General features: G+C 54.2%; 11 protein-coding genes and 1 pseudogene. 4 read left to right on the forward strand and 8 right to left on the reverse strand.

Translation table 11 applies throughout. The annotated features are described in order from the left end of the window. Nucleotides 1-1655, reverse strand: a 1655-nt coding sequence (locus H8Q75_RS11735; RefSeq protein ID WP_297041910.1) for an AAA-like domain-containing protein, incomplete at its 3' end; no start/stop codon positions are given. Nucleotides 1656-1665: 10 nt separating this feature from the next. Further along, nucleotides 1666-2472 carry a helix-turn-helix domain-containing protein gene (locus tag H8Q75_RS11740; protein ID WP_024124563.1) on the reverse strand — a complete coding sequence of 269 codons (807 nt, stop codon included), beginning with the start codon at nt 2470-2472 and terminating at the stop codon, nt 1666-1668. A 141-nt stretch (nt 2473-2613) separates the two neighbouring features. Here H8Q75_RS11740 and purC point away from each other — a divergent pair, with 141 nt between their 5' ends. Together purC and H8Q75_RS11750 are read left to right on the forward strand one after the other, a co-directional pair. Next, a complete protein-coding gene (gene purC / locus H8Q75_RS11745; RefSeq protein ID WP_024124562.1) occupies nt 2614-3345 on the forward strand; it encodes a phosphoribosylaminoimidazolesuccinocarboxamide synthase in 732 nt (243 codons plus the stop codon). A gap of 13 nt (nt 3346-3358) precedes the next feature. Next, entirely contained in the window at nt 3359-4342 is a 984-nt protein-coding gene (locus tag H8Q75_RS11750; protein ID WP_024124561.1) for a glucokinase, read from the forward strand. A 3-nt stretch (nt 4343-4345) separates the two neighbouring features. On the opposite strand, the gene H8Q75_RS11755 is transcribed toward H8Q75_RS11750, so the two are convergent. After that, on the reverse strand, nt 4346-5278 hold the full coding sequence (locus H8Q75_RS11755; protein ID WP_297041913.1) for a DUF1517 domain-containing protein: 933 nt from the start codon (nt 5276-5278) through the stop codon (nt 4346-4348). 274 nt (nt 5279-5552) lie between these two features. Between H8Q75_RS11755 and H8Q75_RS11760 the strand changes: the two genes are divergently transcribed. Both H8Q75_RS11760 and H8Q75_RS11765 read left to right on the forward strand, forming a co-directional pair. Next, on the forward strand, nt 5553-6020 hold the full coding sequence (locus H8Q75_RS11760; RefSeq protein ID WP_024124559.1) for a DUF4079 domain-containing protein: 468 nt from the start codon (nt 5553-5555) through the stop codon (nt 6018-6020). 287 nt (nt 6021-6307) lie between these two features. Beyond that, nucleotides 6308-7354, forward strand: a complete 1047-nt coding sequence (locus H8Q75_RS11765) for an ABC transporter ATP-binding protein (protein ID WP_365971150.1) — start codon at nt 6308-6310, stop codon at nt 7352-7354. Here H8Q75_RS11765 and H8Q75_RS11770 read toward each other — a convergent pair. From H8Q75_RS11770 to H8Q75_RS11790, 5 genes and pseudogenes are all read right to left on the reverse strand, one after another. Continuing rightward, the gene (locus H8Q75_RS11770) at nt 7351-9585 is read right to left on the reverse strand and encodes a transglycosylase domain-containing protein (protein ID WP_297041920.1); all 2235 of its coding nucleotides are present in this window, start codon (nt 9583-9585) and stop codon (nt 7351-7353) included. The genes H8Q75_RS11765 and H8Q75_RS11770 overlap by 4 nt on opposite strands. A gap of 54 nt (nt 9586-9639) precedes the next feature. Next, nucleotides 9640-10002, reverse strand: coding sequence for a single-stranded DNA-binding protein (locus tag H8Q75_RS11775; protein ID WP_024124556.1), 363 nt, complete (start codon nt 10000-10002; stop codon nt 9640-9642). A 268-nt stretch (nt 10003-10270) separates the two neighbouring features. Then, nucleotides 10271-11272 carry an ABC transporter permease gene (locus tag H8Q75_RS11780; RefSeq protein WP_024124555.1) on the reverse strand — a complete coding sequence of 334 codons (1002 nt, stop codon included), beginning with the start codon at nt 11270-11272 and terminating at the stop codon, nt 10271-10273. Between the two features lie 3 nt (nt 11273-11275). After that, nucleotides 11276-11569 carry a DUF2103 domain-containing protein gene (locus H8Q75_RS11785; protein ID WP_024124554.1) on the reverse strand — a complete coding sequence of 98 codons (294 nt, stop codon included), beginning with the start codon at nt 11567-11569 and terminating at the stop codon, nt 11276-11278. A 2-nt stretch (nt 11570-11571) separates the two neighbouring features. After that, nucleotides 11572-12166: pseudogene (locus H8Q75_RS11790) on the reverse strand (hypothetical protein); the annotation flags it as partial.

Genomic DNA, 12166 nt, shown 5'->3' on the forward strand with positions numbered 1-12166 from the left:
ATGTGATCGAGGAAAAACTTGAGCACAAAGAGGGGGCGCGTGGTGGGGTATTGACTCAGAGGGCGATCGCCCACCAATTGTTGTAAGTCCTGTCCTGCCTGAATCCCTGCCAGCAGAGCAGGCAACTCTTGGCTTTGAAACCGTTCTAGGAGATCGTTACTGGTTTGCTCAAGGGCTAAACTTTCTTGGCTGGCCTGCAAATCGACGTGGGTTTTGGCCAAAATTGCCGCCACCCCCAAGGAAATCACAGAAACAATGCCCAGGGCCATGAAAGCCCGCTGGGTCAAACGACTGGCCTTGCGGCGAGCTGCATCCAGAATTTGATTGGCGGCACTGATCGCTTCTTTTTCCTTGCGCTCAAGGAGCAGAGTATCTTGAATTGCCTTTTGGTTAGCTTCTTGACTGGCAGAAAGGTACTGATAATCCAAATCACTGAGACTTTTGCCACTGGCCCAGACCAATGCTTCCTCAAGAGCTTGTCCCCGCAGCAGACGAGAGCCATCACTCCCGCCAGAGCGCAACCATGCTTGGAATTCCTCACTATAGGGGCGCAGTTGTGCCAACTGTTGCTCAACCCACTGGGCATGAAAAACTTGGGCATAGATGGGGTTAAACACCTGCAACTTGCCTTGGCGCTGACACACCAACCCCGTCAAAGCTAGGGCGCGCTGCTCACTACTGCCATCGAGGGGAACACCCCCCGTTTCTAAAATGCGCTGATAGAGACCCAAGAGACGACCGATGCGCTGTTCATCGGCCAGCAAGCGATTGCGAATGGTCTTTAGGTGTTCTGGTTCGTCTTGGCGCTCCCAATCCTGAAGAATATGATCTTGGACAAACTGGGCTAACTGCTGGCAGAGGGTTAACGCTGGCATGAATGACCCGTGCTGTTGCAGGAGGCGACAGAGTTTTTGGGTTAGGAAGGGTTGGCCGCCCGTCCAGTGGAGAATCTCTGCCAGGAGTTGATCGGGGTTGTCGCTAAGATGGGCAATGCCCTTCAGTAGAGGGGTGGCTTCCGCAAGGGTAAATCCCTGTAAATCAATGGCACAGCCAATATTAAAGGGAGTACGCTGCTTATCTTGAATCAGTTGATCGGGGGTGGCCACACCCAAAAGGGCAAAGGTTAAGCGCTGATATTCGGGACAATCTGCCCGTTGGTTGTAGCAAGCACGAATCCAAGCAAAAAAATCATCGGTCGAAAAGGGTAGGCTCAACAGACTATCAATTTCATCAATGAAAATCACAAGAGGTTCGCGGGTGTGGGCAAGTAGTACCGTTTCTACAAAGTCGCTGAGGCGTTGAATCGGCGATACAAGCTGGCGATCGCGCCACCAAGAGCGCAACGCAACCACATCGGTTAACTGAAATCCCTGAATGAGAGCGCCAACAAAGCTGGCATACCACTGCTCAGGCTGAATATTTTGGCTGCCAATTTTGGTAATGTCGAGGGCAGCGCAGCGGTACCCCATTGTCATCAGTTGCTGCGTCACCTGCACCCGCAAGCTGGATTTGCCCATTTGCCGCGAATTGAGAATATAACAAAACTCACCAGCGGTGAGGGCGGCCAACAGATCGGCATCCGCTTGCCGTCGGACATAGACTGCCGATGTGGTGGGCAAACTTCCCCCCACTTGATAGGTGGCTGTCGCATCCATAGCTTTGAACCTAGTTTGAGACGGCACGCTCAGGTGCTGTTGACGTGGTAGTGGTCTCGGAAGTGGCCTGACTAGCAAGAAATTCTTTTTCTGTAACTTCTCCGAGCCCTCCCATGGGCTGGGATGGGCCATTATTGACACTCACCTTGACAGCACCAGCATTGCCCGCACGGACGATTAAACGTTCCTTGGCTTCCCAACTGCGCTCTGTTCCCGACTTCAAAATACCGGCATAGACGACTTGACCATCGGCTTCCACCTCTAGCCATGAGACATCGGAGAGGGACAACTTGACCTTAACCATTTCAGGGGTAGTGGCACTGGGCGTCGGCGTTGCCGCTGCTGTGGGGGTAGGTGTGGGGCTTGGGGACAGGGTAGGTGTAGGTGCGGGGGGTAGATCAGTAATGCTTTGGGCTTGAGGACGAAAGAGATAGGCTAACCCAGCCACTGCTGCTGCCACAAGGGCAAAGTACGTCAGGTAAAGGTGGATTGGGCGCAGCTGCCAACCGAGTCCGCCGTTGCGAACACTGGGCTTATCAGAGCGCTCCACAGGGTCAGTGGCCGTTGGAAAGTTGGCGGCAATAGTTTTGCCGTCAAGACCAAGGGCATCGGCAAAGCGGCGAATAAATCCTTGAATATAGACGGGTTCGGGCAACTCCTCGAGACTGCCATTTTCAATGGCTGCAAGAATTGACTGGCGCACCAATGTTTTGGCCGCCAACTCCTCAAGGCTCAGACCCAGTTCGAGTCGCTTGTCGTGGAGGAAGGCACCAATTTCTGCCACTTTTTCTGCCTGTTGATCACTGAGGTGAGGCATCGCTATCTATCTCCTGCCGTCAGTCTATGCCAATTTGCCGAAGGGGGGGTTAGCCATTGGGATTATCCTATAGCAAGCTGCTGCGGATTGGGGGACTGCCTTTGCTAGGCTAGATCTGGCTTTTAGACACACCTTATTTTTATGACTCAGTTTTCTCCCTTGTACGAAGGCAAGGCAAAGGTTATTTATGCCACAGCAGATCCAGACATCTTGCTGGCGGAGTTCAAGGATGATGCCACTGCCTTTAATGCTCAGAAGCGTGGCTCAATCCAAAACAAGGGAGTGATGAACTGCACGATCGCCAGCCATTTGTTTCAGTATTTGGCGGCTCAGGGCATCACCAACCATTTTATTGCCCAAGTCGCGCCAAACAAGATGCACATTCGGCGGCTAGAGATGATTCCTCTTGAGGTAGTGGTGCGCAACCAGGCGGCGGGAAGCCTCTGTCGGCAGACGGGATTGCCTTTGGGATTACAACTCAATCCCCCATTGGTGGAGTTTTACCTCAAAAATGACGATCTCGGCGACCCACTGCTGACCCCAGATCGCCTGCGTTTATTACAGGTTGCAACGGCTGAGGAGGTCACCCAGATCCGGCAAATGGCCTTGGCAGTCAATACCTATCTCAGTCACTTTTTTGCCGAGTGTGGCATTACCCTAGTGGACTTTAAGCTAGAGTTTGGCCGCCGTCCGACGGGTGAGATTCTCTTGGCGGATGAAATTAGTCCCGACAGTTGCCGCCTCTGGAATCGGGATGAAAGCGATCCTGAGAAGCGTATTCTTGACAAAGATCGTTTTCGTCAAGATTTGGGGGCCATTGAAGATGCCTATGCCCTCGTGATGCAGCGCGTGTTAGCCCATAGCGTGAGTTAGCCAGGGGTGGGGAATGACCGTTGTGCTCGGCGCCGATGTTGGCGGCACAAAAACCCTTGTGGAGTTATGGGAGGTGGTGGGCAGTGATGGGCAGTTGCTCCACAGGGCGAAATACACTAGCCGCGATTTCCCTGACTTGACAGCCCTTTTGCAAACCTTTCTCAAGGAGAGTCCTGCCCATCCCCAGCGGGTTTGTCTGGGGATTCCAGGCCCAGTAATTGATCAAGTGGCTCAGGTGACCAATTTGGGCTGGCGGGTCAGTGCTGCCGAGTTAGAGACGGCATTGCAGATTCCTTGCGTGACGCTGCTGAATGATTTTGCAGCCGTGGCCTATGGGGCATTGGTACTGCCGCCGACGGATTTTGTTGTCCTTCAGGAGCGGCCGCGGCGTCCCCAAGCGCCTATTGCCCTATTGGGAGCTGGTACTGGCTTGGGGGAAGCACTGCTCATTTGGCAGGGCGATCGCTACCAAGTCATGCCCCTTGAGGGCGGTCACACCGACTTTCCACCGCGCAATGAACAGGAAATGGGCCTATTGCGCTATCTCTGGCAAACCTATGAGCGGGTCTCCGTAGAGCGGGTGGTCTCTGGCCCAGGACTGGTAGCCATTTACGACTATCTCAAGAGTGTCAACTTTGCCGCCGAGTCACCAGTGGTCGCAGCAGCAATGGCAAGAGGAGAGGAGCGCGCCGCCGTGGTGAGTCAATACGGCCTGCAGGGGGATCCCCTGTGTGCGGAAGCCTTGCGGATGTTTGTGGATGCCTATGGGGCAGAGGCGGGCAACCTTGCCCTCAAAAGTTTACCCCTAGGCGGAGTACTCATTGCTGGGGGGATTGCCCCCAAAATTCTGGCAAAAATGGCCGATGGCACCTTTCTCCAAGGGTTTGTGAATAAGGGACGGTTTCGCCCCCTGATGGAGCAGTTGTACGTTGCTGTGATCATCAATCCTGAGGTGGGATTACGGGGCGCAGTACATTTAGCTGCTCAGGGGGTCTAGGGCTTAGAGGTGCTGCAGTTGTGGATAGGCCACTAGCAGTTCATCGGCAGTAAGGGTATCGCCAATGGCTTGGGGTTGCCACAGAACTTCAACGGCCAGTAGGCGATCGCTACCAATGCCGCCCAACTGTTGCAGTGCTTGCCGCAGTTCTAGGTCATTATTGACTGCGGGCAATTTCAAGCGTCCAGTGGCAGCCACTACCAAGGTCACGACAATGTATTCCCCTACATCATTGCTCACCACAGGGGCGATCGCTGTCTGCTTAATCTCACGGCGGTAGTTGGAAAGAGTTTCAGCACTGAGTTTGCTGCGCTCCGCAAGCGCCAGTTGGTTAAAGGCTGTTTCCGCTTGCAGTAGTTTCGTTTCTTGGCTGCTGGTGTGGGCATAGACCCAGTATTGGGGATGGCGCAGCAGGGCAAGGGTGGCCTCTTGAAGCACTTTGGTCAGACCTTCGGGACTTTGGGTATCGGCGGTGAGCGCCAGTTGGTTCAGTTCTTCTTGGAGTTCGCGAGCTTGGGCGAGAAGTCCCACGTGCAGCGTATGCAGTGAGACGACGGGGTTGTCTTGGTAGATTTCTGAGTCATCGCCACTGTTGCGGAAGTTGCGGAAGGTGGAGATAAAAATATTGGCAAGCACACCGATCATGATGATCGTGAATAGGCCGCCAAAACCACCGCCAAAACCAAAAAAGGGAATCAAGAAGGGAAAGCCAAAACCACCGCCATAGACTGGAACGGGCTGAGCATACCCGTAGTCACTGCGGGGGGCACGGTAGGAACGGGTGGGCGCCGGACGACTAAAGGAGCCACCTCCGACACGTCCACCACTGCGGGCTGCCCATGCAGTACCACTGTCAAGGACAAGATGGGCAATTAATACCCCCACTGCCACAATTGCTGCAATAGATTTGAGACGTTGCCAAAAAGTTTTCATCATAAATTGTGTTCCCAAGGATTGACACACCGAAGGAGATGTCCTGCTCTAAGTCTAACGTTTTGTTATCCATAGAACAGTATGGTGAGGTCCAATCAAACCCTAAGGCCCTTTTCCCATAGATGGGACACGCTGGCAGCGGTCAAAATTCGAGAGGCGTTTATCCCTATTTGTGTAGGCATTTGTGTAGGCCATATTTTAGAAAGGGCCTGTATTACGATATGAGAAGCAAACTTTCGATGAATGCTTTGCCTGCCGAGTTCTGTTCACGAAAACAATGATTGAGATTCCTGCGCCTCTTAAGCCGGTGATCACCTTTGCCCACCCGGTACTGATGTGGATTCTTTTTGCGCTCACGCTCTACGCCATGTATTTAGGGATTCAAACCCGTCGCCTGCGCACCCTCAGCGGTGAGGAAAAGAAAGCCCTGATCCAAGCCAAGGTGAATGTCAAGCACCACCAAGTGGGTGCCATCCTATTGGCCTTGATGGTCATGGGGACGATTGGCGGGATGGCGGTCACCTACATCAATAATGGCAAGCTCTTTGTCGGGCCGCACTTGATTGTGGGGCTAGCAATGACAGCATTGGTTGCGATTTCTGCGAGCTTAACCCCTTTTATGCAAAAGGGCAGTGAGGTGGCTCGTGCCTTGCACATGACCCTAAATCTGTTTTTGGTGGTCCTTTTTGGTTGGCAAGCGGTGACGGGTCTGCAAATTGTGCAGCGCATTCTCAATGCCAGCTAGGGGGAAACGGCAACCTGAAAAGGGACTGTGGCAATTGCCAAAATTCTGCAACAGGTGAGCACTTTTGTGCCAAAATTAGGAGCAGCGCTGATTACTGCAAATAATTCCCAATGCAGTGGGGGTGCTTTGATTTCCCTTAGTGCCCTTGGCTGAGGTAGGGCATACCTCAAGGAAATACACTTGTTGCCAGCACTGGCTCACCCCTTTGGGGGCCTTCTCTGGCCAAGGGGCTGCATTGCAGACAGTTCACTTTCTGGGTGCTCATGACTACACTTTCCCTGATGCCAATGTTGAAAACGGCTGTCCAGGTTGCCCATTTACACAAGTCTTTTGAGCGTTTTCCGGCAATTCGCGATCTCAGCCTCTCTGTCCAGGAGGGGGAAATTCTGGGCCTATTGGGGCCCTCGGGTTGTGGCAAGACAACGTTACTGCGCTTAATTGCCGGTCTGGATACGCCAGATGCTGGGGAAATTAGGGTGGGCGATCGCTGTGTCGTAGGGGCAAATGTGTTTATACCGCCAGAACAGCGGTCCTTGGGCATGGTTTTTCAGGATTTTGCCCTGTTTCCCCATCTAACGGTGGCTGAGAATATTGCCTTTGGTTTGCAACAACAACGCCTTAGTAAGCCGCAAATTCAGGAGCGAGTAGCAGCAGTCTTGGCCCTGGTGCACCTAGAGGGAATGCAAAAGCGCTATCCCCATGAACTGTCTGGGGGACAGCAGCAGCGAGTGGCCTTAGCCCGGGCGATCGCCCCCCAGCCAGCCGTGATTCTCCTCGATGAACCCCTGAGTAATCTTGATGCCCAGGTGCGGCTACAACTGCGGGAGGAATTGCGCCGGATCCTCAAGGGAACTGGGACGACGGCCATTTTTGTTACCCACGATCGGGAAGAGGCTCTGAGTCTGACGGATCGCTTGGCGGTGATGCGCCAGGGCAAAATTGAGCAGGTGGGTACCCCTGAAGACATCTATCGCTGCCCTGCCTCACGATTTGTGGCCGGGTTTATTACCCAAGCCAACTTTTTGCCTGCCTATGCCGAAGGGGCTCAGGTGCGCACCGATGTTGGCACGTTTCCTCTTTTGGCAGCTTTGGCGAAGGGGGAAGGGGAAGTGATGATTCGCGAAGAAGATCTCCAGCTACAGCCAGACCCTGAAGCCAGTAGTTGCTTTGTGATTCGCGATCGCCAGTTTCTCGGTCGCGAGTATCGCTACTGTATTCAACTGCCCTCCGGCCAAGAACTCCATGCCCGCCAGCCCCTTGCTGTGGATATTCCCATTGGTACTGCTGTGAACGTGGCGGCTGAAGCGGTGCGCTTTTTCCCGAAGGAAAACTAATCTGGGGCACGTCCCATATACTCACCCCAAAGGGCAGCCGCCAGCCCACTACTGCCTTGGGTAGGGCTATTGTCATCATTGCCGAGCCAAATACCAGTGAGGATATCGGCGGTGGGCACGTAACCAATAAACCAGAGATCGCGGCCATCATTTGTCGTGCCGGTTTTGCCAGCAACAGGGCGACCAATGGCGGCCGCACGCCCAGTGCCGCGACTGACAACCGCACTCAAGAGGGTGGTCATTTCGTTAGCGATCGCGAGATCCAGGACTCGTTGGGGCGTTTCCTCCTTGGCCGCATAAATGAGGCGACAGGTTTGCCAGTCATTGGGTTGGCGGCAATCGCCGCCATCGCGAACCGTGAGAATGGCATGGGGCGGAATCCGCTGCCCCCCATTGGCGAGCACGGCAAAGGCCCCACTCATTTCCAGAAGGGTTACCTCACTTTGACCAAGGACAAGGCCGGGCACAGCTTGCAGTGGTGTCGTAATTCCCATCGCTCTGGCCAAGCGGATAATGGCTTCTAAACCAACGGCTTGGGCAAGGCGTAAGGCAATGGGATTTTCAGAAAGCGCCAAACCCGTGGCCAGATCCATAGTGCCACCACCGCCACGACACCCCTCGAATTGTTGTCCCTGCCAGAAAACGGGTGCACAGGAAAAGGTTTCGCCGGCTGTGTGTCCTTTTATGAGTGCTTCGGCATAGACAAACACCTTGAAGGTCGAACCGGGCTGGCGTAGAGCAAGGGTGGCACGATTAAACTGGCTTTTTTGGTAGTCCACACCCCCCACAAGGGCACGAATGAGACCACTGCTGGGCTGGAGGGTGATTAAGGCCCCTTGCTGCACCCCATAGGCGCTGCCTGTGGTACGGATGAAATTGCGCAGACTGGTTTCGGCCAGTTCTTGCCAGCGGGGGTCTAGGCCAGTTTCGACAATCAGGTTGCCCTCTTGAGCCAGTTCATCCCCAAGGAGTTGGGCAAGCTCCTGATAGACATGGTCCGTGTAGTAGGGAAAGCGTTGGGCACTGAAGAATTTCTGCGCCTTGGGGCTAATTTCAATCCGGGAGCGCCGGGCGCGATCGCCCTCTTCTTTGCTGATGTAGCCCTGCTGCACCATGCGCAAAATGACCCGATTGCGGTAATCTACCGCCGCATCGTAGTCGCGCACAGGATTAAAACGGTTGGGGGCAGGCAGAATCCCCACCAGCGTAGCCGCCTCATTCAGCGTCAGGTCTTTGGCGGGCTTATCAAAGTAGAATTGAGCCGCATCCTCAAAGCCACGATTTCCCATGCCCAAATAGACACGGTTGAGGTAGGCCAAAAGCAAATCATCTTTGCTGTAGAAAAATTCCAACTTCAGCGCAACCGCCATTTCTCGCCATTTGCGGCCTAAACTGTCCTCCGTACCGACTTGGGAGCGAAAAAGGGTCCGTGCTAGTTGCTGGCAGAGAGTACTGGCCCCTTCGCGGGTTTGGCGCGTGAGTAGATTGGTGACAATTGCCCGCGCCATGCCTATGGGATCTACCCCAAAGTGCCAATAGTAGCGAACATCCTCAGAGGCCAGAACCCCATGAACCAAGTAGGGGGAAAAATCATTGAGAGCTTTAAGTTCACGGTGGGGGTGATCTTCCACTGGATTGATCAGTTCCCCTTGGCGATCGAGGAGAATAATCGGGCCTTGCTCAAGGGGGGGCAGGGGACGCACCGCCACTTTGCTCGCTTCGGCAGCAAGTAATCCCATTACAAGGCCACTGATGCCGATCGCCCCCCAAATGCTGTAGGTGAGAACACGAACCCAAGGGGGGGGTGGATTGTGGAAGCGGAGGGTAACGGCGCCTTTGACTTCTGGGGGGCCTAAGGTAACGACATCGCCGTGGTGCAATTCACTGGTTTGTAGGCGCTGCCGTTTGCGATAGACGCCATTGGTGGAATCTAGGTCTTGGATTTGAAAGATGCCTGTGGGAGTGAGCCGTTTTAGGCGGGCATGGGTACCGCTGACAATCTCTGCGTCAATCACAATGTCAGCGCGACTCTGACTGCGGCCAAGAATGTAGCGATCGCCAACTAAGGGAAAGACTTGCCGTTGACCGCGGTACTCCACCCATAGTTCAGGGGTGCGGGCATTTTCCCGCAGGGAGACCTGTTGCCAATCAAAGCGAGAGTGAACCGTCTGCACCGCTTGCGTGACGGTTTGGGTCACCGACTGCCAAAGATCTCGAGCAGGATTAGGCATGGTAGCAACGCCAGGGACGGTGTGACGGCACGTACTGGTAACGGATTATGATTCCTAGATTTCTGGAACGTAGCCGGCTGGCACAGCACTGGGGTCGCTGTCCCGCTTGGAACTGAGGATGTCCATGCGCTCAACCAAAATCACCGGTGAGGAGCGATCGGCACCCGTGTTGCGGTCTTGCCAGCGATCGAACTTCAGACTGCCCTTAATGCCCAGGAGCGTGCCTTTGCGCACATAGTCAGCAGCCACCTGAGCCGTTTTGCCCCAAATTTCCAAGTTAAACCAATCGGGTTGATCATCCTTGGTGGGGCGATTCACTGCCAACGTCAGCCGACACTTCACGCTCCCCGACTCAAAATAGCGCACCTCCGGATCACCACCCACATGACCCACTAGATGAACCAGGTTTAGACTCATAGCTGACTGCCTCAGATTGCTCTTTGCCCCATTATTGCAAACTTCAGCTTTGTCATGATAAGTCTCCATTCACTCCACGTCTCGGAGGAAAAGTAAGCGGTGGTGCACCTCACCAGTGGTGTTGGGTTCCTCAGCAGCTTCCATTTAAGCTACTTCTGCCAAGTAGAAAAAGAGGATACCCCCAACCGCATCCTCTGGATCAACGGCATTGGGCCTTGAGTGGGTCTACTGCTGCCTTGAGGGTGTTTAATCTCTGGGGCAGGGGTGGCTACTGCCTAATCCGTGGGTCAGCCCACTTGAGGAGTAAATCTGCAAGTAGGTTGCCGACAATCAGCATCACTGCCCCCATCATCAGACTGGCCATGACCACATAAATATCTTGAGCCGTCACTGCCTGTAAAATCAGGCGACCAAGACCCGGCCAGTTAAAGAAAAACTCGGCAATAAAGGCACCACTGAGGAGGTTGGCAAATTCAAACCCCAAGAGCGTGATCAGGGGGTTCACGGCATTGCGCAGGGCATGGACATAAATTACCCGTGATTCTGGCAGTCCCTTGGCGCGGGCGGTTTGGATGTAGTTTTGGCGCAGCACATCCAGTAAATTTCCCCGCATGAGTCGCTGCAGGCCGGCAAAGCTCGTGAGGGTGAGCGCCACACTCGGCAAAATGAGGTGCCAGCCAATGTCAAGGATTTTGCCCCACCAGGGAAGATCATCGTAAAACAGGCTGGTCATCCCCCCCACTGGAAACAAGGGGGTACTTTGGGCAAGAAAGAGCAGCAAGAGGGCGGTAATGAAGCTAGGAAACCCTTGGCCAATGTAGCTCACGACCCGCAGCAGGCGATCGCTCCAACGATCCTGGGTTACCGCTGCCCAAATTCCTAAGGGAATGGCTAAGCCCCAGGTCAGCAGAATCGAACTTAAGGAGAGCAGGAGGGTGGCGGGTACTCGCTCCCACAATAGGGAGGCCACCGATCGCTGATAAACAAAACTTGTCCCAAAGTTGCCGTAGCGAATAATCTGCCACAGCCAGCGAAAGTATTGCTCTACAGGTGACTTGTCGAGACCAAATTGCTGCTCCAGCTCCTGCAAACGTTCCAAAGAAATCTGCGGATCTGCCTTGAGATTGTCGAGATAGTTCCCCGGTGCCAGTTGCATAATCGCAAAGCTCAACGCCGAGGCCAATAGCAGCGTGATCAGGGCCTCCCCCAGGCGCCGCAAAATCAGGCGGCTCGTTTCATTCCCAAGGCCTTGGCCAATGGATTTGAGCATGGCTTATTTAGAGGCCAGCACAGCATCAATGGCTGCTTTCAATTCAGCTTCACTGAGCTGGGTGACAACAAAGACTTCCTGCACGGTTTTGCCGCGGCGGGCAATCACCTTAAACCCGCCTTTGATGGGCACCGAAACCCGTAGATGCAGATGGGGGGATTTACCTTTGACAGGGGCAATGACACCGGGGGTCAGTGTCCTAATCCCCGCCACTTTGGCTAATTTTTCCAAGACGGGAATCAAGCCTTCAATGTGCGTAGAGTGATTGAGGACAACCCGACCCGTTGTTGCTGCCATTGTTAAGGTAACCACCGTGCTTGCAAGCCGGGTGCCAAAGGTTCTGGCATCCCAACGACGATTTTATCTTGATCTAATTTTAGGGGGAGAAGCCAAATTTGATGCCGTTGGGCAGGCAGTTGATGCGGTGGCGGGGGTAATCCTTGGGGGGCAGTGGGCAGTTCTACCAGATCCCTGGGGCGGGGGTTGACTGGCGCAGTTTCGCTGTACAGATCGCTATTATCCACCTCAGCGGGAATTTCGCGTCCCTCAACGGAGTCAACGGCCAATGTACGGCCATCGGGGGCCAAGCTCAGATATAGCTCCTGCTGCGGGTCAAAATCCTTGAGCTTGAACAGTTCCTTAGTATTCAGATCAAGGAGCGCAAGATAGGGAACTTCGCGGTAATTGCCTTCCCCTTCGATGCGGGTGAGAATGACATAGAGAAATTGACCGCTGGGGTCAAATTGACCGGCAATGATTGAGCCGTTGATGGTCAGCAACTCCCTATGCTCGCCAAAAATGTCTACCACGTAGAGCGATCGCGAGAAGTTGGGGTTAAACTTCACTGTGGCCACTTGTCGCCCATCGCGGCTAAAATCTAGCACCATGCCATAC

The organism is Thermosynechococcus sp. OHK43 (assembly GCF_014466085.1).
In the GTDB taxonomy this organism is placed as follows: Bacteria; Cyanobacteriota; Cyanobacteriia; order Thermosynechococcales; family Thermosynechococcaceae; genus Thermosynechococcus.

What these genes read in the sequence shown, in the direction of transcription:
- H8Q75_RS11740 (WP_024124563.1), bottom strand. Translation starts at nt 2,472, where the DNA reads ATGCCTCACCTCAGTGATCAACAGGCAGAAAAAGTGGCAGAAATTGGT.
- purC (WP_024124562.1), top strand. Translation starts at nt 2,614, where the DNA reads ATGACTCAGTTTTCTCCCTTGTACGAAGGCAAGGCAAAGGTTATTTAT.
- H8Q75_RS11750 (WP_024124561.1), top strand. Translation starts at nt 3,359, where the DNA reads ATGACCGTTGTGCTCGGCGCCGATGTTGGCGGCACAAAAACCCTTGTG.
- H8Q75_RS11755 (WP_297041913.1), bottom strand. Translation starts at nt 5,278, where the DNA reads ATGATGAAAACTTTTTGGCAACGTCTCAAATCTATTGCAGCAATTGTG.
- H8Q75_RS11760 (WP_024124559.1), top strand. Translation starts at nt 5,553, where the DNA reads ATGATTGAGATTCCTGCGCCTCTTAAGCCGGTGATCACCTTTGCCCAC.
- H8Q75_RS11765 (WP_365971150.1), top strand. Translation starts at nt 6,308, where the DNA reads ATGTTGAAAACGGCTGTCCAGGTTGCCCATTTACACAAGTCTTTTGAG.
- H8Q75_RS11770 (WP_297041920.1), bottom strand. Translation starts at nt 9,585, where the DNA reads ATGCCTAATCCTGCTCGAGATCTTTGGCAGTCGGTGACCCAAACCGTC.
- H8Q75_RS11775 (WP_024124556.1), bottom strand. Translation starts at nt 10,002, where the DNA reads ATGAGTCTAAACCTGGTTCATCTAGTGGGTCATGTGGGTGGTGATCCG.
- H8Q75_RS11780 (WP_024124555.1), bottom strand. Translation starts at nt 11,272, where the DNA reads ATGCTCAAATCCATTGGCCAAGGCCTTGGGAATGAAACGAGCCGCCTG.
- H8Q75_RS11785 (WP_024124554.1), bottom strand. Translation starts at nt 11,569, where the DNA reads ATGGCAGCAACAACGGGTCGGGTTGTCCTCAATCACTCTACGCACATT.